We start from the raw sequence: 23857 nt of genomic DNA, 5'->3' as shown, positions 1-23857 counted from the left end.
CTTGGCGACCATAGCATTGTGGACCCACCTGATTCCATGCCGAACTCAGAAGTGAAACACAATAGCGCCGATGGTAGTGTGGGGCTTCCCCATGTGAGAGTAGGACATCGCCAGGCTTTAAATTATGAACGACTTGTCAGCGACGACAAGTAGTCCACTGCGGAGTGGTAGTTCAGTTGGTTAGAATACCGGCCTGTCACGCCGGGGGTCGCGGGTTCGAGTCCCGTCCACTCCGCCACTTATTCGATAACCTCGCCTAGTGCGAGGTTTTTTCGAATCTAAAGTACAAAAAATTTTAGGGGTGTAGCTCCAATTGGCAGAGCAGCGGATTCCAAATCCGCGTGTTGGGAGTTCGAATCTCTCCACCCCTGCCACATTAAAAGGCTCTAGCAGAAATGCTAGAGCCTTTTTGCTTTCTGGAAGTGTTATATCAGAAGCCACTTCAGAAGTGCAGGGTCTTTACGCTCGTTCTGCTGCAAGGTTATTCCAAGATCACAGAGACTACCTCAGGTTAACTCCCCTCCAATCTACAATCTTATGCTTTAGCTGAAATCCCGGCGCGTTTGGCCTTTTAATTTCATTGGTGTCTTCAACTATAAAGTAAGTGTTGAGATAGCTATGACCTCTCGACTTCTCTAAAGTCGCATCTTAATAAACTAGCAGGCTGTAGTTTTTAGAAGAGTGTCTTATCGATAGGTTAGCCCACCTACCTATAGCTTTTCTGTAAATATGATCGTCAGGTCTTTAAGCATGACCTGGGGCCCCTCGAGTCATGAAATGCTTTTAGTTTGCTTCAAAGCATTCGGCTAAATTGTTTTTCTAGGTAGCGGCTCCACTACTTTTAAATTACTACTGATAGCCTCGGTATTTTTCGTAACTGATCTGACTATTTCGGCAAAGATACTATATTGAGTTTTTGTATCTTAAATGTGCAGTTCGATTAGATAATCATGGGAGCTTAGCCGTTGTATTGGGCTCTCTCATGCTGATGGGATCTGAGACAACCTAAGGTAGGAACGTTGGTAGAGAACAGGTACAAAAAAGGCCGCTTATACAAGCGGCCTCTGTTTATCATATGATTGTTAATCTAACTCTTTTTCAGCTTGTTTAGCTTTTTCTATCATCGGAGTAATCGTTGAGCCTTGAACCAGGATTGAGAACACTACAACGGCATAGGTCATGACAAGGATGATTTCTTTAACATCTATCGCCTTATCTTCAATTACCCAGATACCTGAAGGGATTGAAAGAGCCATTGCTAGCGCTAAGCCGCCACGTAAGCCACCCCAAGTTAGAATCTTAATTGACCATGGGTTGTAAGTTCTAAAGCGCTTAAATCCAATGTATGACAAGAAAACACTTAGGTAGCGCGCACTCAATACTAGAGGAACGGCGAACGCCATTAAGATCCAGTCTTCTTGGTGGAATTTGAACAGCAGCATCGACATACCAATCAATAAGAACAATACGCCATTTAAGAACTCGTCTATCAATTCCCAGAAGTGGTCTAAGTGGTCTTCACTCTCTTTTGAGAAGCCGATAAAGCGAGTCCAGTTACCAATCATGATACCTGATACCACCATAGCTAATGGACCTGATACGTGGAGAACTTCAGCAAAAGCATAACCTGCGGTTGGCACACCAATGGTGAGTAGCAATTCCATTGAGTGGTCATCAGTATTACTGATTAGGTAGTGGAATATAAGACCTAATGCAAAACCATAAACGATACCGCCAATAGCCTCTTGGACAAATAGCATGGTCACGCTGCCAACTGTCGGTGCTTCTGTGCCAAACGCAATGGTGAATAGAGTTACGAAGATTACCAAGCCAAAACCATCGTTAAATAGCGACTCACCTTCAATCTGAGTTGAGATTCGTTTCGGTGCATCGAGTTTCTTTACTATGGCTAAAACAGCGATTGGGTCGGTAGGGGAGATAAGAGAACCGAACAGTAAGCAGTATATGAGATCGAATTGGATGCCGATGAACTGACAGAATCCATAAAGAACAAAACCAATAAAGAAGGTCGAGAATAGAGTCGCACCGAGTGCGAGTACTGTGATTTCCCACTTTTGGTCTTTTAGGTTTGGTAGTTTTATCCCTAAACCGCCTGCGAATAGTAAGAAGCCTAATATCCCTTTAAGTAGGAAGTCTTCAAAGTTGATACTGGCAACCGTTTCAGAAGCAATGTCGGCCAACTGGAACCAGTTGTTTTGGCCCGCAATGATAATTAAAAGAGACAGCATCATTGAGCCTGCTGTGATGGCGATGGTTGTTTGCATTTTACCAATTTTGCTATTAACAAAAGCAATAAGCATGGCTGCAGCAGACAAGAAGCATAAGGTGTAATAGACCGACATTGGGGTACCAACATGTAACAAAGTATGAATATGAATTTTCGTTGTCTCATGCTCAAATAGCAAACACTTTTTGTCAGGACTCGGTAATCAATTTCCTCATTTAGACGTCTAGACTCCTTTTTAATGTGTGATAGGATGGAAGCATAATTAAAGGAATGAGGTTGTACCGTGGGAAGTAATGTAAGGCAAAAGATTGACGCTCTGTTAAAGCAACGAATTTTACTGATTGATGGTGGTATGGGTACCATGATTCAGGATTATAAATTGGAAGAGCAAGACTATCGTGGTGAACGCTTTGCGGATTGGCATAGTGACTTAAAGGGTAACAATGACCTTTTGGTGCTTACACAACCTAAGCTTATCAAAGATATTCATTCGCAATACTTGGAAGCTGGGGCTGATATCCTTGAAACCAATACTTTCAACGCTACAACCATTGCTATGGCCGACTACGATATGGAAAGCCTTAGTGAAGAAATTAACTTTGCCGCAGCCAAGCTAGCACGTGAAGCTGCTGATGAATGGACTGCAAAGACTCCTGAAAAACCTCGTTTTGTTGCTGGCGTATTAGGCCCAACAAACCGCACTTGTTCTATCTCTCCAGATGTAAATGATCCAGGCTATCGTAATGTGAGCTTTGACGAACTAGTCGTGGCTTACTCTGAATCGACTCGTGCACTGATTAAAGGTGGCTCTGACCTTATTCTTATCGAAACCATTTTCGATACACTCAATGCCAAAGCTTGTGCCTTTGCGGTTGAATCTGTCTTCGAAGAAGTTGGCATCACTTTACCTGTCATGATCTCCGGTACCATTACTGATGCATCAGGTCGTACGCTTTCAGGGCAGACAACGGAGGCTTTCTATAATGCACTTCGTCATGTTAAACCTATCTCGTTTGGATTGAACTGTGCACTAGGGCCTGATGAGTTACGTGAGTATGTTGGTGAGATGTCCCGTATTTCAGAGAGCTATGTTTCCGCTCACCCTAATGCAGGTTTGCCTAACGCATTTGGCGAGTATGACCTTTCACCTGAAGATATGGCTGAACACGTTAAAGAGTGGGCTGAAAGTGGCTTCTTGAACTTGATTGGTGGCTGTTGTGGTACGACGCCAGAGCATATTCGCCAAATGGCGGTAGCAGTTAAAGGCGTAGCTCCCCGCCAATTGCCAGACCTACCTGTGTCGTGTCGTTTATCCGGTTTAGAACCTCTGACTATTGCTAAAGAATCTTTGTTTGTAAACGTAGGTGAGCGTACTAACGTTACTGGCTCTGCACGTTTCAAGCGTTTGATTAAAGAAGAGCTTTACGACGAAGCATTGAGCGTAGCTCGAGAGCAAGTCGAAAACGGCGCTCAGATCATTGATATCAACATGGATGAAGGGATGCTAGACGCTGAAGCGTGCATGGTTAAATTCCTTAATCTATGTGCCTCTGAGCCAGAGATTTCAAAAGTCCCAGTGATGGTCGATTCATCAAAGTGGGAGGTTATCGAAGCTGGTCTGAAATGTATTCAGGGTAAAGGTATCGTTAACTCCATCTCTCTAAAAGAAGGCAAAGAGAAGTTCGTCGAGCAAGCTAAGTTGGTTCGTCGCTATGGTGCAGCTGTCATCGTGATGGCATTTGATGAAGTTGGTCAGGCTGATACACGCGAACGTAAAGTCGAAATCTGTACCAATGCTTACAACATTCTTGTTGATGAGGTTGGCTTCCCACCTGAAGATATTATTTTTGACCCGAACATCTTCGCAGTGGCGACGGGTATTGAAGAGCACAACAACTATGCAGTTGATTTCATCGATGCGGTAGGCGATATCAAACGCGATCTACCTCATGCGATGATCTCGGGTGGTGTATCGAACGTGTCATTCTCATTCCGAGGTAACAACTACGTTCGTGAGGCAATCCACGCTGTCTTCCTATATCACTGTTTTAAAAATGGTATGGATATGGGCATCGTAAACGCTGGTCAGTTGGAAATTTACGATAATGTACCAGAAGACTTGCGTGATGCTGTTGAAGATGTGGTACTAAACCGTCGTGAAGACTCTACGGAACGCTTGCTGGATATGGCAACCGAGTATCTAGAACGAGCTGTTGGTAAGGTTGAAGATAAATCAGCACTCGAGTGGCGTACTTGGCCTGTAGAGAAGCGTTTAGAGCACTCTTTGGTCAAAGGTATTACTGACTTCATCGTTGAAGATACTGAAGAAGCACGTGTCAATTCCGCTCGTCCAATTGAGGTAATTGAAGGTCCGTTAATGGACGGTATGAATGTGGTTGGCGATTTGTTTGGTGCAGGTAAGATGTTCCTTCCTCAAGTTGTTAAATCAGCCCGTGTAATGAAGCAAGCTGTAGCCCACTTGGAGCCGTTCATTAATGCATCCAAAGAAGTCGGCGCGAGTAACGGTAAGATCCTTCTCGCGACAGTTAAGGGCGATGTTCATGATATTGGTAAGAACATTGTTGGCGTCGTTCTTCAGTGTAATAACTATGACATCATTGACTTAGGTGTGATGGTTTCATGTGAAAAGATTCTCAAAGTCGCGAAAGAAGAAAATGTCGATATTATTGGCCTGTCGGGTCTGATTACTCCATCCCTTGATGAAATGGTACATGTTGCCAAAGAGATGGAAAGACAAGGCTTTAAGCTACCATTATTGATTGGTGGCGCTACGACATCTAAGGCGCATACTGCTGTTAAAATTGAGCAGAATTATTCAGAACCTGTGGTTTACGTTAATAACGCATCTCGTGCGGTAGGCGTATGTACCTCATTGCTTTCTGAAGAGTTAAAACCTGCCTTCGTTGAGAAGTTGGACTTAGACTATGAGCGCGTTCGCGATCAACACAATCGTAAGAAGCCTCGCACTAAGCCAGTGACACTAGAGCAAGCTCGCGCAAATAAAGTGGCGATTGATTGGGACGCATATACTCCGCCAGCACCAGCTAAACCGGGTGTGCATGTATTCAATGATTTTGATGTGGCAACACTGCGTAACTATATCGACTGGACACCATTCTTCATGACATGGTCATTAGTCGGTAAGTACCCAGCTATCCTTGACCACGAAGAGGTGGGCGAAGAGGCAAAACGTTTATTCAAAGATGCGAACGAGTTACTGGATCGTGTAGAGAAAGAGAAGTTACTTGAAGCCCGTGGTATGTGCGCGATGTTCCCAGCCAACAGTGTTGGTGATGACATTGAGGTGTATACCGACGAGTCTCGTACTGAAGTTCTAAAAGTTCTGCATAATCTTCGCCAGCAGACTGAGAAGCCTAAAGGCTTTAACTACTGTTTGTCAGATTACATCGCTCCAAAAGAAAGCGGCAAAGCAGACTGGATTGGTGGTTTTGCTGTGACAGGTGGTATTGGTGAGCGTGAGCTAGCGGATGAATATAAGGCCAATGGTGATGACTATAATGCCATCATGATTCAGGCTGTGGCTGACCGACTAGCGGAAGCGTTTGCTGAATACCTACACCAAGAGGTGCGAAAGGACATTTGGGGTTACGCTCCAGATGAAGACTTATCTAACGATGATCTTATTCGAGAGAAATACCAAGGTATTCGTCCTGCTCCTGGTTATCCTGCTTGTCCTGAGCATACAGAGAAGGGCACGTTGTGGGAGTTGATGGATGTCGAGAAAACCATCGATATGTCACTGACTTCTAGCTACGCGATGTGGCCAGGTGCTTCGGTATCAGGGATGTACTTCTCTCACCCAGATTCTCGATACTTTGCGATTGCTCAGATCCAACAAGATCAAGTAGACAGCTATGCGGGCCGTAAAGGTTGGGATATGTTGGAAGCTGAGAAGTGGTTAGGTCCAAATATTAATTAGGCATTAAATCAGCGAGTTAGTTGTCAAACTAGAAAGGAAAAGGGTTGCTTAATTGCAACCCTTTTTGTCTCTGTACTTTGAGCGTTGAACTCTTCTTAATTCATTATTACCTTATTCGAAGAGCTCTTGATGTAGCTTTTGAATTGCCTGTTTAGAGACTGACTCATTGAGCAGGAAGCATAAGTTATGAGGGCTTGCTCCGTAACAAATCATGCGCAGGTTGAAATCTTCAAGGGTGCTGAATACTTGCTTAGCGTAGCCTTTACTTTCACTCATGTTATTACCAATCAATGCCACCAAACATAGGTCATGTTCTACATCGACTGAACACAGTTCTTCTAGCTCAAGACGTGCTGCTTCTGGTAATTCAGGAGCACCACCAGATGTATCAGTTTGATCTAGGGTAAGTGAAACACTGATCTCCGAGGTAGTGATAAGATCAACGGAGATCTTATGTTTAGCAAGGATCTCGAATACTTTCGCAAGGAAACCGTAAGCATGGAACATATTAGCGCTACGCAGCGTAACCATGGTTTGGTTGCAGCGAAGGGCCAGGGCTCTGAACAGTGGAGAGCTTTCCACCTGTTGACGGATCCAAGTTCCACCTAGTTCTGGTGCTTTTGAAGAGCCGACAAACACCGGAATTTGGTGACGTAATGCAGGAACTAGCGTCGATGGGTGCAGGATCTTCGCTCCAAAGTTTGCCATCTCAGAGGCTTCACTGAAGCTGATTTCTGGGATTGGAGAAGCCTTAGGAGCAATACGAGGGTCGGTGGTGTAGATGCCAGGAACATCTGTCCAAATTTCTAAGCCAATCGCTTGTACTGATTCAGCAATGAGCGCAGCTGAGTAATCACTACCACCACGACCTAAGGTTGTTGTATTACCGTCACTATCTGCACCAATAAAGCCTTGTGTAACTACAACTTGTTGTTGGCACAGTGGAATCAGTTTCTCTTTCGCTAATACTGAAATATCTTCAAGCTGAGGTTCTGCTTTTCCGAAGTCATCATTGGTGCGCATCACTTCTCTGATATCGAAACGAACCGCCGGTGTACCGCGTTCACGAAGTATTTGAGCAAGAAGGTGTGTCGACATCAATTCACCACATGCGACCAAGTGATCGGTTAGCTTAGTGCTTGTTTGAAATGACGCAGCCTCAGCAGCGCTCGCAATGTCGTCAAGAATGGAGTGAACTTCTTTTTCGACGCTGATTGGGTCAGCAAGTTGGTCAAGAATTGCATTATGGATGTCCGTCAACTGGGTCATTACTTCCTGACGGCGAGTTTTGTCTTGCACACCGTTTGCCAGTTCGACAAGTAAATTGGTTACACCTGAACACGCAGAACTTACGACTAACTTGGTATTTGAGTTGTTTTCAATAATGGCAGCACAACGGCTCATTGCTTCAAAGTTGGCAACACTTGTACCACCAAACTTAGCGACATTAAAAGAACCAGCTACATTAGATGCACTCACGATATATCTCCCACGACTTCCTAAAATAAAATTACGGTTGGGTAATCCAACGTCCAATGTTTTTCGAAGAGAGTTTTAGAGCAAAAAGAGAGGAATTATGTGAATAGTAACCTCAGAAGCTCTTCACCATATAGAAATGGTGACAGTTGCCGGGATTCAGCCCGCTCAACCGATAATAAAGGTCCAGCATCCTTTTATTATCTCGGCACTGCTCCCCATAAATGCTTTGTATCGGAAATGCGGTTCCACAAAACACCTGCCTGGGCAGTGCTCCTCTTCTGCTAGATAGCCATTTCATTGAACGTGTTTGCGCTCACAATGTCAATTGGTAACTTGAGATAATTTAAAAATAATTTTAACAATTATGTGACAGTGGTTTGACCTCAAGACCTAAGGCTAATTGCTGACATGTTCGATTTGCTTTAGGGTGGAATATCAACACCATTAACGTAAGGGATTTACATGTCTAACTTAACAAATACTTCTACTATCGATAGCTTTTATCCACCACATCGAACGTTAATGGGGCCAGGGCCTTCTGATATCTCACCTCAAGTGCTTCAAGCATTGAGTCGACCAACCATTGGTCACCTCGATCCACTTTTTATTGCAATGATGGATGAGGTTAAACAACTTCTTAAGTATGCCTTTCAGACAGAGAATGAGTTTACGATTGCTGTATCAGCACCAGGAAGTGCTGGTATGGAAACTTGTTTTGTTAACTTGATTGAGCCTGGTGAAAAGGTCATCGTCTGCCGCAACGGCGTGTTTGGTGAACGTATGCGAGAAAACGTGGTGCGCTGCGGTGGCGAAGCAATTCTCGTTGACGACGAATGGGGTAAGCCGGTATCTGTCGAAAAGGTACAGCAAGCATTGACAGAAAACCCAGACGCAGTCGCGGTTGCGTTTGTACATGCTGAGACCTCTACTGGTGCATTATCGGATGCTCAAACTATCTCTGCGGTGGCTCGCCAGTTCGATGCATTGACTATTGTTGATGCGGTAACCTCATTGGGTGGTGTACCACTGTTAGTGGACGAATGGCTGCTCGATGCGGTTTATTCTGGTAGTCAGAAGTGCTTGTCTTGTGTTCCTGGTTTATCACCTGTGACTTTCTCTCAGCGTGCTGTTGATAAAATGAAAGCACGTCAGGCTCCTGTACAAAGCTGGTTCTTGGATCAGAGCCTAGTATTAGGTTACTGGAGCGGTGAAGGTAAGCGTAGTTATCACCACACTGCACCAGTCAATAGCCTTTACGCGCTGCATGAGTCTCTCGTGCTACTGAAAAATGAAGGCTTAGATAATGCTTGGTCTCGTCATCACGCCATGCATCAAGAATTAAAAGAAGGTGTAGAAGCATTAGGGCTGAAGTTCGTTGTTGATGAAGAGAGCCGTTTACCACAGCTTAATGCTCTTTACTTCCCTGAAGGAATTGATGAAGCGAAAGTCAGATCACAGCTTTTAGAAGAGTATAACCTTGAGATTGGTGCTGGCCTTGGCTCTTTGGCTGGTAAGGCATGGCGTATTGGCTTGATGGGCTACGGTGCTCGCAAAGAGAATGTGGCGTTGTGTCTTAAAGCGCTACAAGACGTACTTAAATAACCGAATTAGAATAGTTTCAAAGAAAAGCGCACGAGGATCGTGCGCTTTTTTTGTTTGCTTTAAAGGTAATACTACGAGTTAAAATTGGCTACTACTCTGCCGATGAGACGTTGTTTTCAGCTTGAGATATTTTCTTGTATTGAACCTGTGAAAAGTCTCTGTTTGGGAATAAAAACTTTGCTTCACTGCGGATTTGTTCCGCTTTGCTCTCTTCCCCTAAACCTTGGTAAGCAAGGATCAGGTTACTGTAGAACGCTGGTCTTGGTTTACTCTTTATGATCTCTAGTGACCAATCAACGTAAGGCTGAATAAGGCTAGGGTCGCCTTTATAAAGACCAATGTTCAGGTAGGTGCTGTATATGTCCCAATCGTAGCGATCTTTCCAAACTACAGGGTTAGTGACTTGTTTGAGAATATCTGGGTTTTTAGGTTTAGATAGCTCAAATTTGGTCAGTACATAGTTGGTATGTAGTGCACTCAACATGTAAACACTCACCAGAATTGGTAACACTAAGCTGGTCACTCTAAATAACGTTTTACTGATGATGCTAAATGGCTGCTGATAATGACGCGAAGCGCGCTGGTCAACCCAATAAATCAAGATGATAAAGGTTATCCAGTGTATCGCTGAGTGATAGAACGGGTACTCTAGCTGAGAGTGTAAAAGTATCGGTATGAACAGAGCCAGTAAAGCTAAGCGTGTTCCTTTCGCTGAGCTCGAGATACGCGACAATACTAATACTGCGGCAATCAATATTCCTATGATAGGTACAATACCGCCCTCAACTCCCCAGAATAGAAACTCATTGTGGGGGTGATCCATTGCTGGAAGCCCCGGATGATAGTTTGAATTGAGTTGATGCTGACGAGCGGTATACAGGGTGTACTCTGATTCAAATTTTCCGTAGCCGTAACCAGTAAATGGTTTCTCTACCAACATGTCTAATGTTTGCGGGAAGGTGTAAGCTCGAGGGCTCTCTAGGTTCGCTTTTTTACTCGCTATACTATCTGTAGTGCTAAGGCTGATTACTGAAAACGCAACTACGATACCGACAGCAACGGATGCACACCATCCGTAGAATCGTTTCTTGGTCGAGAACTTGTAGAGGTAAGGCAGAATACATATGAAGCCAATGAGTGCAGCTAACCAACCTGTGCGTGATGCGATGATGATCAGCAGTGGCACCGTTAACGTTGGTGTTAGGTAGAGTAAAAATGATTCGCTAATCTTATGGTTGTACTTGGCTGGCTGCCTCGCTAATAGGTAAGCAGAGAGTACAAAACCCGTCGCTAAAAAGCTGGCCATCACGTTAGGCTGTTGGAAGATTCCATACGGGCGATTAGCTTCAGTGTTGTAACCAAATAGGTTACCAGGCTCCAGCAAAAAATATTGCACATAGCCAAACAATGCCTGTATGACGACAGCAAGTACGATGAACCACAGCATGCGTTGTTTATGTTTATTACTGAATTTGAATTGTTGAAGAACCACGAATAAGGCAAAGCCAGCCCATAACCCAAGTAATCGACCTGAAGCCCCTTGCGGCGAAGCATTGCTATATAGAATAGGCAACGTGAGTATCACGCAGCTTATCAGCAAACCTATGGTTAACTTGGAATACTTGAGAACTCGATTGGTCGCTAGTTGATAAAAGCCAATCGCTAAAGTGAAGCTTAGAGCCAGCCAAGTCGTCGGATTAAAGGATAGGGCAAGGCCAGAACCACCTGGGTTAGGCATGAAAAAATGCATGGCGAGTAAGAACACAACAGCTAATGAAGCAAGGAATGCTTTGTTGAGAGGTAGTTGAGTGACCTGATGCTCTAGCTGGGTTCCGCTAGTGTGTATTGTTGCCATAAATCCCTAACCTTATAAAAACGGAGCTTGTTCTTTCTGAAACAAGCTCCGTTACTTTAACATTTTTCTGTCTTCCCGCAGGACGCTATTTTACACCTAGTTCAAATTTAACATAGGCTTGAGGAAGCGTGCTGTATGTGAACCTTCGACTAGTGCCACATCTTCAGGTGTACCTTCTGCAACAATTTTACCACCACCTTGACCACCCTCAGGGCCGAGATCGAGTATCCAGTCTGCAGTTTTAACGACATCCAAGTTGTGTTCAATTACCACAACGGTATTACCGTGATCACGCAGTCGATGCAATACGGTTAGTAGCTGTTGGATATCGTGGAAGTGAAGCCCTGTTGTTGGTTCATCCAGAATGTATAACGTCTTTCCTGTATCTCGTTTAGACAGCTCACGCGCTAATTTAACACGTTGAGCCTCACCACCAGATAGGGTAGTAGCGGCTTGCCCCAAACGAATGTAAGAAAGGCCGACATCCATGAGAGTTTGCAGCTTGCGAGCGATCACTGGAACCGGATTAAAGAACTCACGTGCGTCTTCTACGGTCATTTCCAGTACTTCGTCGATGGTTTTACCCTTGTAGCGAACTTCTAGTGTTTCACGGTTGTAGCGCTTGCCCTTACACACATCACACGGCACATAAACGTCTGGTAAGAAGTGCATTTCTACCTTGATAACACCATCGCCCTGACAGGCTTCACAGCGTCCGCCACGCACGTTAAAGCTGAAGCGTCCCGGTTTGTAACCGCGCGAACGTGACTCTTGTGTTCCAGCGAACAACTCACGAATAGGGGTGAATATTCCTGTGTAGGTTGCAGGGTTTGATCTTGGCGTTCGACCTATAGGGCTTTGGTCAATATCGATGACCTTATCGAAGTGCTCTAAGCCTTTAATTTTCTTATGTGGTGCAGGTACTGCTGTCGTTGCACCGTTGAGTTGGGTGTGAGCAATTTTAAAGAAGGTGTCATTAATCAGTGTCGACTTACCTGACCCTGATACACCAGTAATACAGCTGAATAGGCCAACTGGGATAGTCGCGGTGACATTTTTCAAGTTATTACCGGTAGCCCCAATGATCTCGACGACTTTTTTCTTGTCGATTGGTGTTCGTTGTTTTGGTACTTCAATCTCTTTTACGCCACTCAGGTACTGACCTGTCAACGAGTTTGGGTTGTCGATGATATCTTGCATAGTACCTTCTGCGACGACGTGGCCGCCGTGCACGCCAGCACCTGGACCAATATCAATCACATGGTCGGCACAACGAATAGCGTCTTCATCATGCTCAACGACAAGCACAGTATTGCCTAAGTCTCTTAGGTGAACCAAGGTTTGCAGCAGGCGTTCATTGTCACGCTGGTGGAGGCCAATCGATGGTTCATCCAATACATACATAACCCCCACTAAGCCTGCACCAATTTGGCTTGCAAGTCGGATACGTTGCGCTTCACCACCTGAAAGTGTTTCTGCACTGCGTGATAGGTTGAGGTAGTTCAAGCCGACATTAACCAAGAAGTGCAGGCGATCATTGATCTCTTTCATTACCTTATCGGCGATTTGTCCGCGTTGACCGTCTAACTTCAACTCTTGGAAAAATTGCAGTGCGTCAGCAATGCTCAGTTCAACGATTTCAGGCAGTGTAGTATCGCCAATGAAGACATTGCGAGCTTCTAATCTCAAGCGTGTACCATTACAGCTAGAGCAGGATTTCGTTGATATGTACTTAGCAAGATCTTCACGGACCGCATTTGATTCCGTATCACGGTAACGGCGTTCTAGCGTATTCAAAATACCTTCAAATGGGTGACGTTTGACTCGAATATCACCACGATCATTGATGTATTTGAACTCAACTTCAGTGCGACCTGAGCCTTTCAGAATAATCTCTTGAGTCTTCTTCGGTAGAGAATTAAATGGTGCAAACAGATCGAAACCATAGTGCTCAGAGAGTGATGTTAGCATCTGGAAATAGTAGTAATTCTTTTGATCCCAGCCCTTAATAGCTCCATCTGCAATACTTAGATTCTCATCTAAGATCACTCGGCTTGGATCAAAGTACTGCTGAACTCCAAGGCCATCACATGTACCACATGCACCAGCTGGGTTGTTGAATGAGAATAGGCGAGGTTCAAGCTCTTGCATGCTGTAACCACACTTTGGACAAGCGAAGTTAGCAGAAAATACGATCTCTTCTTGGTCTGTTTCATCCATCCAACCAACGACAGCAATACCACCAGAGAGCTCTAACGTGGTTTCGAATGATTCGGCTAAACGTTGTTGAAGGTCAGGGCGAACCTTGAACCTGTCTACTACGACTTCAATGGTGTGCTTTTTATGAAGTTCTAGTGCTGGTGGATCGGATAGGTCGCAGGTCTCACCATCAATACGCGCTCGGATAAAGCCCTGAGCTGCTAAGTTTTCCAGTGTTTTTACGTGCTCACCTTTACGCTCTTTAACGATTGGTGCTAACAGCATCATCTTTGAACCAACAGGTAGCTCAAGTACCTTATCCACCATTTGGCTGATGGTTTGTGCTGCAAGCGGTGTATTGTGCTCTGGGCAGCGAGGTTCTCCGACCCGTGCGTAAAGAAGCCTTAGGTAATCATAAACTTCTGTAATAGTACCGACCGTCGAGCGAGGGTTGTGAGACGTCGATTTCTGTTCTATCGAGATAGCAGGAGATAAGCCTTCGATGTGGTCGACATCAGGTTTTTCCATAAGGGATAGAAATTGACGAGCGTAGGCAGACAGAGACTCAACATAACGGCGTTGCCCTTCAGCGTAGAGGGTATCAAACGCAAGTGATGACTTACCTGAACCAGAGAGACCTGTGATAACAATCAGCTTATCACGAGGGATGGTAAGGTTTACGTCTTTGAGGTTATGCGTACGAGCGCCTCTAATTTCTATTTTATCCATCTCAACAGACCATGTAATTTTTAGTGGCTAAAGTATTACATAGAGTGAGATTTGTGCAAAGTTTTACTGGATAAAAAAACAGTAATAAAAAAGGGCGACTCCAAGAGCCGCCCTTTACATCGTATGAAATGTTACTTACCAGTCAGCAGTTATGCTTCTTTCTGTGTTGAGTGTTTGCCTAGCTCAACTTGCTGTTGGTCTTTTTTGTATAGGTTTTCAAAGCAGTAGTTTGTTGCTTCGATGTAGCCTTCTACGCTACCGCAGTCAAAACGCTGACCTTTAAATTTGTATGCCAATACACAACCTGCTTTTGCTTGTTTAAGCAGTGCATCAGTGATTTGGATCTCACCACCTTTACCTGGTTCCGTTTGCTCGATCAGTTCGAAGATGTCAGGAGTCAGGATGTAACGACCAATGATCGCTAGATTACTTGGTGCCGTGCCTTGCTCTGGCTTTTCCACCATGTCATCAACACGGAACAAATCGTCTTTGATCATTTCACCTGAGATAACACCGTACTTATGGGTCTCTTCTTCAGGAACTTCTTGAACAGCAACGATAGAACAGCGGAACTGTTTATATAGGGCAACCATTTGTGCTAACACGCCTTGTTGCTCATTCACACATAGGTCATCGGCCAGTACCACTGCGAATGGTTCGTCACCTACAAGTTCGCGACCAGTCAAAATAGCGTGACCTAGGCCTTTCATTTCGCGTTGGCGGATATAAGTGAAGTTCGCAGCTTCAATCGTTTCACGGATATTAATCAGTAGGTCTTCTTTATTTGTACCACTGATCTGATGTTCAAGTTCGTAGTTCTTGTCGAAGTGATCCATGATTGAGTGCTTACCACGGCCCGTTACGATACACATTCCGTCCATACCGGCTTCGATCGCTTCTTCAACGCCGTATTCAATCAGTGGTTTGTTTACTACTGGCATCATTTCTTTCGGCATTGATTTGGTTGCTGGTAAGAAGCGTGTACCGTAGCCTGCTGCCGGGAAAAGGCACTTTTTGATCATCGTAAGACCCTTTATCTATAATAATTATTGATTCAACCTGAGTGGTTGATATTTCTGAGGGCAACTCTAGCACAAATTTTGTCGAAAATTCAGCAACAATCCGTATGGCTAACCAGAGCTTCCCTCAAAATTATCGTCACTTTAAGAAGTGGATCAATTATGCAAGCAAGTTCTGGTTGGCCCATGCGATTGCTTGGACTCTATTTTTTACCGCCAACTTGCGGAATATTTGGTAGAGGTGAGACTTCACGGTGAACTCACTGATAAAGAGGTCATCGGCTATTTGTGTGTTTGATGAGCCTGATTGGAGACAACGAATAACCTGAATCTCGCGAATGGTGAGATCAACATTGGTAGGCGTTGTGTTGGTGTTGACCATATTACGGTAGTAAAACAGCAGTTGGTTGGTGACCTTTCTTGGCAGCCAGTTATCGCCATCGATTACCTCTTGTAAACCATGAGCAATTTTGTCTTTTTTATCAGTGTTATAAAACAGTCCTTTTAATACACCGTAAGTTAAGAGCTCTGAGGTCGGCAGTTGATGTGGGACATTAAATAAAATGATCTCATGATTCTTCCATATTACAGTCAGGTTAGGGCAGATAGCCAATAGCTTTGGTACTTCTTTATAGTCGACAAGAAGAATGCGATTACTCTGCTTCCTATCGACTAACATTAGGTCGTCTGGCGTCATCTTATACAAGATAATAGATAGGTGTTTTTCTATCTCTTTTACGTGTAAGTAAGTATCACTTGGGTCGATGCACATAAAGTGTAAAGTGCGAGCATATCGAGACTTTCTCATTGAAATGTCCTTTGTAAATAGAATGGGAATTCACGTTGTCATGCAGGCTTTGGCTTCTCTAGCACCATCGTTGTGACTTGCGTTGAATATCAATTCTCAAAGTAAATGAGTGGTTTGTAAGTGGAGAAAAAAGCAACATCGCTCTGAATATCATGATTTGTTACGTTTTTATTCTTTGTCGTGAGGAGAGAATAGGAATGCGATTTATCACAGCAGAAAAGCATGCTATTCTTGTGCGCTAAAAATTTTCTGAGACTATGAATTTAGACGGAGCAAATCATGGCTAGCCGTGGAGTTAACAAAGTTATATTAGTGGGTAACCTAGGTAATGACCCAGAAATTCGTTACATGCCAAATGGCGGCGCAGTAGCGAACATTACCATTGCAACGTCAGAGTCATGGCGTGATAAAGCAACTGGCGAACAGCGTGAAAAAACAGAATGGCACCGTGTTGCTCTGTTTGGCAAGCTAGCTGAAGTTGCTGGTGAGTACCTACGTAAAGGTTCTCAAGTTTACATTGAAGGTCAACTTCAAACTCGTAAATGGCAAGACCAAAGCGGTCAAGATCGCTACACAACGGAAGTTGTGGTTCAAGGCTTTAACGGCGTTATGCAAATGCTAGGCGGTCGTGCTCAAGGTGGCGCACCAGCTCAAGGTGGCATGGGTGGCCAACAACAGCAAGGTGGTTGGGGTCAACCTCAACAACCACAACAGCAACAATACAGTGCTCCAGCTCAACAGCAGCCGAAAGCACCTCAACAAGCTCCTCAGCAGGCTCAACCTCAATATAATGAGCCACCGATGGATTTTGATGATGACATCCCATTTTAAGCCCTGTTTTTAATATATTATAAAGACAGTATTAATTTGGAAAGAGCCGCGATTATCGCGGCTTTTTGTTACCTAGAATTCTTAACTCTTTATTTACAACGTCAATTTATAGTATAAGTAGCAATACGGTATAATGTGAGTTGAAAAGGATTTCGTTATTCATGAGATATACCCCCACACTAAAATTGAGCACCCGATTGGTCGCATTTGTCACCGTGATAGTTATCAGTGCGATGTTCATTCTTTTTATCGGTGGCACCCTCTCATTTAAGCGTATCGGGCAAGAGTATTTAGACCATTATTTGGTGGGTATTGTCGACGTTGTAGATAAGGAAATGGAAGATCCTGACGCTGCATATTCAATGCAACGTTGGATGCCTAAAATGTTGCAAGCAAGCAACATTGTTGAGATGAAACTCTCGAATAAGACCGGCATTGTTTATCGCTTCAAAGATACCTCCCCGCAGATTGATCCTAGTCGCCTTTATGAAAAAAGCTTTGTATTAGAGCGAAATACCGGTTACCGAATTGAATTTAAGGCTCTGCCTCCTTACATTGGATACAGCTATTCATTGGAGGCGATGTGGTCGATTACTTTAGCGGTCGCCTTGATCATTTTCTGTTTAGCTCGTGGTGTGCGATGGTTAAAAGAGCAGTTAATGGGCTCTGAAATGCTGGAAGAGCGTGGAAGGATGATTCTTGCTGGTCAGGTTGAAGCTCATGCAAAAGGTGATGAGCGAGAGTGGCCTTTTACTGCGAGTGAAGCTCTCGATGTTCTTATTGAAGAGTTAAAGGATGCTCGGCAAGAGCGTAGTCGCTTCGATACCTTTATTCGTACCCATACCTTCTTAGATAAACTCACTGGCACCGCCAATAGAGTGCTATTCGATAACAAGCTTGAATCGGCACTGCATGAAAGTGGTGCTCGTGGCGGTGTGCTGTTGATACGTATTGATGAGTGGGAACAGGTACGCGATGATAATGACAAGCAAGTTACAGATAACTTTATTATTGAGGTTGGCGAAGTATTATCGAATATCGTACAGCGCTACCCAGATGTTATTTTCTCTCGTTATTATGAAGCTGACTTTGCTGTATTTATCCCTCATCAAGGTGCCAAAGACATTGCGACGCTGGCTGCCCAGTGTTTAAGACAACTTGATAAGCTAACACCACCAGAGCCTTTAGAGGCTGATAATTGGTGCCATATTGGCGTGACCATGTACACCGAAGGTGAGCGTCATAGTCAGATTATGGATGAAACAGAAACGGCACTAAAAAGTGCGCAATTGGAGCGCATTAATAACTGGAGTCGTTTCCCTAAACAAAATAAAAATGAGCTTGATAGAGGCAGTGTTCGCTGGAGGACACTACTTGATACAGCACTGCTTCCTGATAATTTAGTAATCTTCGCTCAGCGATGTTATCTTATGTCTGAATTAGGTCAAGCTAATGAATTGCATAGAGAAATATTCACTAGAATTCAGGATCCTGAGAAAGGTTTATTGAAATCCTCTCGATTCATGCCAGCGGTAGAGCAAGTGGGTTACCAAGCTCAAATGGATCAATCGGTTTTGAGAGTGTTGTTGAAGTCACTGAAAGAATCGACTCAACCTATTCATTATTCAGTGAACCTCAATGTCACCCCTTTTTCTAGTAAGCAGCACTTCAAATGGTTCAGAAGTGAGTTGTTGCAGCTCTCTGCACAGCATCGTTCACAACTGGCTTTTGAGTTTCCTGAGGGGCACCTTATCGCTCATCTTGATTATATGAGACCGGTGGCAAAGATGCTGCGAGGACTTGGGTGTAAAGTGATTGTTGGCCAAGCTGGGCGAACTATTGTCAGCACTCACTACATTAAGGATTTGAAGGTTAACTATATAAAGCTTCATCGCAGTTTGATTAAGAAAATTGACCAAAGACATGAAAACCAGCTGTTCGTCCGCAGTTTAATTGGGGCATGTGGTGACTCTCCAACTCAAGTTATTGCGGTGGGGGTCGAGACAAAACAAGAAAAGAACACCTTGATAGAGTTAGGTATTAACGGCTATCAGGGAAGGTATTTCGACGAAGAACAACAAATTATCCCTTTACCTAATAAAGGCTCAAAGCCAGTGAAAGCTGAGTCTGTAGTAAAAGTTGGTCGAAGAAATCGATGGCGTAAGAGTAGTAGCTAAGTATGAATTTTAAAGCGATTGTAGACAAATTAAAGCCAAGCAAAAGCAATGGCAACACTCAAGTTGTCATGCTGGGTAACGATGCTGTCTATATTTCATCGACGGAACAAGAATCTCAAGTAACCAGTATTCCTTTAGTTAATGGTGACTGGGAAAGTGCGCTGAAAAAATCGTTGAATAGTGAGGCGTTTACCAGCAATAGCCTTCAACTTATTGTTTGCGCTAACTATTACCAAACCTATCAGCTTGATAAGCCGGACATCCCAGAAAGTGAATGGTCGGTTGCCTTGCCATTTCTACTCAAAGACCTTGTTGCGGAGAGAGTTACAGAGATCACCGCGAGTGCGGTTGCTCTACCAACTTCGAATAAGCTACAAGTCTATGTATTGCCGAAAAAGCTGCTAGACAAGCTGGTTAATATTACGAACTCGGCGCAAGTTGAGCTAAAAGGTGTGGCGCCAGAAGATGAAATCTGGGGTTATAGTGCAGGTGAACTGTCGAACTTTATCCTTTTACAACGCAGTACTAATTCGCACTTCAAGCTGGGGGCGTTTGTTGAACATACTGTTTGCTTCCAAAGAACCATCCGTAGCGTTGTACCCCCTTTAACAGGAGTGGCGTCCAGTGCTCTGCAATTAGATGGTCTTGCCTTAGAGCTTCAACGCTCTATTGATTATCTGTCTTCTCAAATTAAAGGCACGCAGCTTCATCAACTCAAGATCTGTTGTGATGAAGAGGATGAAGCTGAATTACAAAGTGCGTTAAACAGCACGTTGAGTTCAACGGTCTCTTTGCTCGTTGAAGGAGAGCGTGAAAGCTCTGAAAGCTTGTTGGTTCAACTTGCGGCTAAAAGAGAGGCGTTCAACGTCAATCTTTACCCTGAGCATTTAAAGCCTAAAAAAGAGTATTTTACTTTAGCGAATGTCGCTGCGAGTTGGGGATTGGTTGGTGCATTGTTGCTTGGCAGTTACTTTGTGATGAACTACCAAGCTTCCAACTTAGATGCTGAATTAACAGCTCTGCAACAAGAGTCGAGCCAGCTTAACAAGCAGGTTAACCAATTGAATAGTAAGTTAACTCAACATAAACCTTCTCCTGAGAAAGTAGCGGCAGTTGAGCGTCTCAAACGTGAGACTCAAGCAAAGAAAGAGGCGTTAAAGGCGGTTGGGCAATACGACGAATCTCAGCAAGTCGGGTATTCTGGCGTCATGAATTCCTTAGCTCAATTAGGCCGAAATGACATCTCTCTTTCGCACATCTATATGACCCATGACACGCTAGATATGAGTGGCTTAGCTCGTAATGCTAATGTTGTCCCTAACTGGATTGGTCAATTCAAAAATGAGCTTAATCTTGTTGGCCGTTCTTTTGAAAAACTGAAAATAGGTCGTAATGATCAAGACGTGGTGACCTTTGAGTTAAGTACTCGTAGGGAGAGCAAGTAATGCAGCAGTGGAATCAACTTAGCGATAAGTTTCTTGCATTAAGCCCAAGAGAAAAGTGGCTGCTTTTCGTGTGTGGTTTCGTTGGTCTCTCCATGTTGCTATTTACCTTATTGGTGGAGCCTGCATACCTCGAATTGCAAGCTAAAAACGCTAAAATGACGAGTTTGACTCAGTCAAATCAGAGGCAGCAAGGTGAGTTACTTGTTCTGCAAGCTAAATTGAACAAAGACCCTGATAAAGAGATCAACCTCGAATACAAAAAGTTGATGCGAGAGAGCCAAGAGCTGTCTCTTGAACTTGCCGAAATGGTTGATGGGTTGATCTCGCCATCCCAAATGTCGCAACTGCTAGAAAGTGTACTTAATGCAGGTAACGGTTTGAAGTTGGAGTCGTTGGAGTCACTTAAACCAGAAGCGATCTCGAACAACAAAGAGACCAGTGAATATTCAGGTTACTTTCTTCACCCGGTGAGAATGGAATTGACTGGTAGTTACTTTGACATTGCAGCTTACCTTGAGGCGCTTGAGTCTCTTCCTGTGAGCTATTACTGGCGTACATTTGAATACACAGTAGAAGAATACCCAAAAGCTCGACTTGTATTTGAGGTTTACACACTAGGTACCAGACAGGAGTTTATCGGTGGTTAGAACTCTATTGTTGCCATTACTGTTTGCCAGTTCACTGGCGTCGGCTGAGCAAGATCCAACTGCACCTCTGGGTTGGATGACGCCTCAACAAAAAACAGCGCCGGCAAAGAAAGCGCCAACTCATTATCGTTTACCGTCTTTGGAAAGTATCGTGTGTAAAGCGGATACGCCATGCTACGCCATTCTCAATGGTGAAATTGTTGCTCAAGGGGAGACGATAAGAGGGTATCGAGTTAAGAAAATAGATTCAGAATACGTCACTCTGCAGAGAAGCTCTAAGCAGTGGAAATTAGAGATGTTCTCTTTAGATATTAAGAATAATTAAGGTTTGAGTGAAGACATGCGTAAACTTGTAGTAGCAATCCTAGTGTCATCTTTGGTCGGCTGTTCGATGGGGCATCGTGATCCTGTTGAAATAAAAGAGTCTTTAAACGAATCTATTAATGAAGCGAACAGCAAGGCGCTTCATGAGCTGCCTTCGTCTGTACAAGATGATCTTATGCCTCAGCTTAATTCCGATGCTATGTCTCCGGGAATGGAGACAGTGAAGCGTTTTCGTATTCAAGCAAAAGGTGTCGAAGCGAGAACCTTCTTTGCTAGTTTAGTGAAAGGCACAGAATACAGCGCAGCGATTCATCCAAGTGTGTCTGGAAAGCTTACGTTGAACCTAACGGATGTGACGCTAGATGAAGTGCTGGCTGTGGCTCAGGATATGTATGGCTACGATATTGAAAAGCGTGGCAAGGTGATTCAAGTTTACCCTGCGGGCCTTCGTACGGTGACGATCCCTGTCGACTACTTACAGGTTAAACGTGCTGGTCGCTCATTGACTACGATAACGACGGGTACGATCTCTAATTCAGACAACAGTTCATCGAGCTCTTCAAGTTCTGACTCAAATTCATCGAACTCTTCAAACAATTCAAACTCTACCTCGAACGGTGGCACTGAGATTGAGACCACTTCTGAAAGTGATTTCTGGCCACAGCTTGAGGCTGCGGTTGCACACCTAATTGGTTCTGGAAATGGGCAAAGTGTTGTCGTGACGCCACAAGCGAGTGTGATTACAGTCCGTGCATTCCCTGATGAGATTCGTGAGGTTCGCGAGTTCTTAGGTGTATCTCAACAGCGCTTGCAACGTCAAGTTATCCTTGAAGCCAAAATCATGGAAGTGACGTTGAGCGATGGCTACCAGCAGGGTATCAGCTGGTCGAACTTATCTAAATCGATTGGTAGCGGTGGTGTAGTGGTTGAGCGCCCTGGTGGGACATTACCTCCACTTGATGCGATTAGCTCATTGCTCGGTGGACAAACTAACGTAACGATTTCAGATGGTAGCTTTGAAGCGGTATTGAGCTTTATGGACACTCAAGGTGATTTGAATGTTCTATCGAGCCCAAGAGTCACTGCGTCAAATAACCAAAAAGCGGTGATCAAAGTTGGTACTGACGAATACTACGTAACTGACTTATCAAGCGCTGTGGGTAGTGGTGATAATGCTAATGTTGCCCCTGAGGTCGAGCTGACACCATTCTTCTCGGGCATCTCTTTAGATGTAACGCCTCAGATTGACGATAAAGGCAATGTATTCCTGCATGTCCATCCTGCGGTTATCGAGGTAGAAGAAGAAGTTAAAGAGCTCAACCTCGGTTCAACTACGGGCGTCGTGCAACTTCCTTTGGCGAAAAGCTCTATTCGTGAGTCTGATTCGGTGATTCGAGCGCGAGATGGTGATGTGGTTGTTATTGGTGGTCTGATGAAATCAAACACCAGTGATGTGACTTCTAAAGTTCCATTCTTAGGTGATATCCCAGCTTTGGGTCACTTGTTCCGCAATACAAATCAGTTGACGCAAAAGACTGAGCTCGTGATCTTGCTTAAACCGACCGTTGTGGGTGTGAATACTTGGCAATCTGAGTTAGAGCGTTCTCGTGATCTGCTTCAGCAATGGTTCCCTGATGAAGAGTAATTGCTTACTTTCTCAATTGGCAGCGCTTCACTAAGTCGGGTGAATCTATGTATCAAGCTCATTTTGGTTTTGAACAGTTGCCATTTACCTTAACGCCGAATACCGATTTTTTTTACGGATTAGCCCCGCATTTTGAGGCGATTCAAACGGTCATTTCGGCGTTAGAGATGGGAGAGGGCGTCATCAAGGTGACTGGAGAAGTCGGCACCGGTAAGACTATGGTTTGTCGGATGTTGGTCAATCACCTAAAAGACTGTACCGCATTAATTTACTTTCCAAACCCTGTGTTGTCCGGAACTGACTTGCGTCATGCTGTCGCCAAAGAGCTTGATCTAGCTATTGAGAACGAAGCCACGCTGGTTGATAACATTCAACATAAGTTGATTGAACTGCATAACTCAGGCTTAAGAGTGGTTGCGATTATTGACGAAGCACAAGCTCTCTCTGACGAAGCACTAGAGACATTGAGACTGTTCGGCAATCTGGAAACTGAAAACAAGAAATTACTTCAGATAGTGTTACTTGGGCAGCCAGAACTAGACGCTCGTTTAGAGGCTTATCATCTAAGACAATTTCGTCAAAGAATCACTTTTAGTTCGACATTAAGGGCGCTAACTCTTGATGAGACGGTAGCTTATATTGATAACCGAATTGCTAAATCTGGTGGTAACCCAGAACTGTTCAGTTTGAATCAAAAAAAGGCGATCTGTCGTTCTTCACTAGGTATCCCAAGGCTGATAAATCAGCTATGCCACAAGGCTTTACTGTTGTCGTTCAGTGAAAGCAAAAAAAATATCGATAACCAACATCTGTTCTCTGCGATGCATGAAACTTACGATGTGTGTAAGCCCAAATTTAAAACGCCAATACTGTGGGGTTGGAATTAAT

At 44.1% G+C, this 23857-nt stretch carries 15 protein-coding genes, 2 tRNA genes and 1 rRNA gene; 12 read left to right on the top strand and 6 right to left on the bottom strand.

Annotation, left to right across the window (positions count from 1 at the left end; genetic code table 11):
* The 3 genes from rrf to L0991_11830 all read left to right on the top strand — a co-directional run bounded on the left by rrf (nucleotide 1) and on the right by L0991_11830 (nucleotide 374).
* Nucleotides 1-116: ribosomal RNA gene (gene rrf / locus L0991_11840) — 5S ribosomal RNA — on the top strand.
* Nucleotides 117-161: 45 nt separating this feature from the next.
* Nucleotides 162-238: transfer RNA gene (locus L0991_11835), tRNA-Asp, on the top strand.
* Nucleotides 239-297: 59 nt separating this feature from the next.
* A tRNA-Trp gene (locus L0991_11830) sits at nucleotides 298-374 on the top strand.
* Between the two features lie 708 nt (nucleotides 375-1082).
* Here the strand turns inward: L0991_11830 and L0991_11825 are convergent.
* On the bottom strand, nucleotides 1083-2363 hold the full coding sequence (locus L0991_11825) for a sodium:proton antiporter (GenBank protein ID XGB62089.1): 1281 nt from the start codon (nucleotides 2361-2363) through the stop codon (nucleotides 1083-1085).
* Between the two features lie 168 nt (nucleotides 2364-2531).
* Here L0991_11825 and metH point away from each other — a divergent pair, with 168 nt between their 5' ends.
* The gene (gene metH / locus L0991_11820; GenBank protein ID XGB62088.1) at nucleotides 2532-6209 is read left to right on the top strand and encodes a methionine synthase; all 3678 of its coding nucleotides are present in this window, start codon (nucleotides 2532-2534) and stop codon (nucleotides 6207-6209) included.
* Between the two features lie 111 nt (nucleotides 6210-6320).
* Here the strand turns inward: metH and lysC are convergent, their stop codons facing one another.
* Nucleotides 6321-7688: a lysine-sensitive aspartokinase 3 gene (lysC, locus tag L0991_11815; protein XGB62087.1), complete on the bottom strand. Its 1368-nt coding sequence runs from the start codon at nucleotides 7686-7688 to the stop codon at nucleotides 6321-6323.
* Nucleotides 7689-8150: 462 nt separating this feature from the next.
* Here lysC and L0991_11810 point away from each other — a divergent pair, with 462 nt between their 5' ends.
* Nucleotides 8151-9290: an alanine--glyoxylate aminotransferase family protein gene (locus L0991_11810; GenBank protein XGB62086.1), complete on the top strand. Its 1140-nt coding sequence runs from the start codon at nucleotides 8151-8153 to the stop codon at nucleotides 9288-9290.
* 91 nt (nucleotides 9291-9381) lie between these two features.
* Here L0991_11810 and L0991_11805 read toward each other — a convergent pair whose 3' ends face one another.
* From L0991_11805 to L0991_11790, 4 genes are all read right to left on the bottom strand, one after another.
* Nucleotides 9382-11145, bottom strand: coding sequence for a PglL family O-oligosaccharyltransferase (locus L0991_11805; GenBank protein ID XGB62085.1), 1764 nt, complete (start codon nucleotides 11143-11145; stop codon nucleotides 9382-9384).
* 96 nt (nucleotides 11146-11241) lie between these two features.
* Nucleotides 11242-14073 (bottom strand): excinuclease ABC subunit UvrA, encoded by a 2832-nt coding sequence (gene uvrA, locus L0991_11800; GenBank protein XGB62084.1) that lies wholly within the window; start codon nucleotides 14071-14073, stop codon nucleotides 11242-11244.
* A gap of 149 nt (nucleotides 14074-14222) precedes the next feature.
* Nucleotides 14223-15095 (bottom strand): UTP--glucose-1-phosphate uridylyltransferase GalU, encoded by an 873-nt coding sequence (gene galU / locus L0991_11795; GenBank protein ID XGB62083.1) that lies wholly within the window; start codon nucleotides 15093-15095, stop codon nucleotides 14223-14225.
* A gap of 157 nt (nucleotides 15096-15252) precedes the next feature.
* On the bottom strand, nucleotides 15253-15900 hold the full coding sequence (locus L0991_11790; protein ID XGB62082.1) for a LuxR C-terminal-related transcriptional regulator: 648 nt from the start codon (nucleotides 15898-15900) through the stop codon (nucleotides 15253-15255).
* Between the two features lie 279 nt (nucleotides 15901-16179).
* On the opposite strand from L0991_11790, the gene L0991_11785 reads away from it, so the two are divergent.
* The 7 genes from L0991_11785 (at nucleotide 16180) to L0991_11755 (ending at nucleotide 23856) form a co-directional block, all read left to right on the top strand.
* Nucleotides 16180-16731 (top strand): single-stranded DNA-binding protein, encoded by a 552-nt coding sequence (locus L0991_11785; protein ID XGB62081.1) that lies wholly within the window; start codon nucleotides 16180-16182, stop codon nucleotides 16729-16731.
* Nucleotides 16732-16892: 161 nt separating this feature from the next.
* Nucleotides 16893-18908 carry an RNase E specificity factor CsrD gene (gene csrD, locus L0991_11780; protein XGB62080.1) on the top strand — a complete coding sequence of 672 codons (2016 nt, stop codon included), beginning with the start codon at nucleotides 16893-16895 and terminating at the stop codon, nucleotides 18906-18908.
* A 2-nt stretch (nucleotides 18909-18910) separates the two neighbouring features.
* The gene (locus L0991_11775; protein XGB62079.1) at nucleotides 18911-20353 is read left to right on the top strand and encodes an MSHA biogenesis protein MshI; all 1443 of its coding nucleotides are present in this window, start codon (nucleotides 18911-18913) and stop codon (nucleotides 20351-20353) included.
* Nucleotides 20353-21000, top strand: a complete 648-nt coding sequence (locus L0991_11770; protein XGB62078.1) for a type 4a pilus biogenesis protein PilO — start codon at nucleotides 20353-20355, stop codon at nucleotides 20998-21000. Before L0991_11775 ends, L0991_11770 begins: the two co-directional genes overlap by 1 nt.
* A complete protein-coding gene (locus L0991_11765) occupies nucleotides 20993-21325 on the top strand; it encodes an MSHA biogenesis protein MshK (protein XGB62077.1) in 333 nt (110 codons plus the stop codon). The genes L0991_11770 and L0991_11765 overlap by 8 nt, the downstream gene beginning before the upstream one ends.
* A gap of 15 nt (nucleotides 21326-21340) precedes the next feature.
* Nucleotides 21341-22969 carry a pilus (MSHA type) biogenesis protein MshL gene (gene mshL / locus L0991_11760; protein ID XGB62076.1) on the top strand — a complete coding sequence of 543 codons (1629 nt, stop codon included), beginning with the start codon at nucleotides 21341-21343 and terminating at the stop codon, nucleotides 22967-22969.
* Between the two features lie 47 nt (nucleotides 22970-23016).
* A complete protein-coding gene (locus L0991_11755) occupies nucleotides 23017-23856 on the top strand; it encodes an AAA family ATPase (GenBank protein ID XGB62075.1) in 840 nt (279 codons plus the stop codon).
* The last annotated feature ends 1 nt before the right edge of the window (nucleotide 23857 follow it).

The sequence above is a fragment of the Vibrio chagasii genome (assembly GCA_041879415.1).
Taxonomy (GTDB): Bacteria; Pseudomonadota; Gammaproteobacteria; order Enterobacterales; family Vibrionaceae; genus Vibrio.
The sequence above is the reverse complement of the archived record's forward strand: the minus strand, read 5'-3'. Positions and strand labels throughout refer to the sequence as shown.

Coding starts and splice junctions, on each gene's coding strand:
- csrD (XGB62080.1), top strand. CDS start 16,893: ATGAGATATACCCCCACACTAAAATTGAGCACCCGATTGGTCGCATTT.
- L0991_11775 (XGB62079.1), top strand. CDS start 18,911: ATGAATTTTAAAGCGATTGTAGACAAATTAAAGCCAAGCAAAAGCAAT.
- L0991_11825 (XGB62089.1), bottom strand. CDS start 2,363: ATGTCGGTCTATTACACCTTATGCTTCTTGTCTGCTGCAGCCATGCTT.
- L0991_11755 (XGB62075.1), top strand. CDS start 23,017: ATGTATCAAGCTCATTTTGGTTTTGAACAGTTGCCATTTACCTTAACG.
- mshL (XGB62076.1), top strand. CDS start 21,341: ATGCGTAAACTTGTAGTAGCAATCCTAGTGTCATCTTTGGTCGGCTGT.
- L0991_11805 (XGB62085.1), bottom strand. CDS start 11,145: ATGGCAACAATACACACTAGCGGAACCCAGCTAGAGCATCAGGTCACT.
- galU (XGB62083.1), bottom strand. CDS start 15,095: ATGATCAAAAAGTGCCTTTTCCCGGCAGCAGGCTACGGTACACGCTTC.
- L0991_11790 (XGB62082.1), bottom strand. CDS start 15,900: ATGAGAAAGTCTCGATATGCTCGCACTTTACACTTTATGTGCATCGAC.
- L0991_11785 (XGB62081.1), top strand. CDS start 16,180: ATGGCTAGCCGTGGAGTTAACAAAGTTATATTAGTGGGTAACCTAGGT.
- L0991_11810 (XGB62086.1), top strand. CDS start 8,151: ATGTCTAACTTAACAAATACTTCTACTATCGATAGCTTTTATCCACCA.
- L0991_11770 (XGB62078.1), top strand. CDS start 20,353: ATGCAGCAGTGGAATCAACTTAGCGATAAGTTTCTTGCATTAAGCCCA.
- uvrA (XGB62084.1), bottom strand. CDS start 14,073: ATGGATAAAATAGAAATTAGAGGCGCTCGTACGCATAACCTCAAAGAC.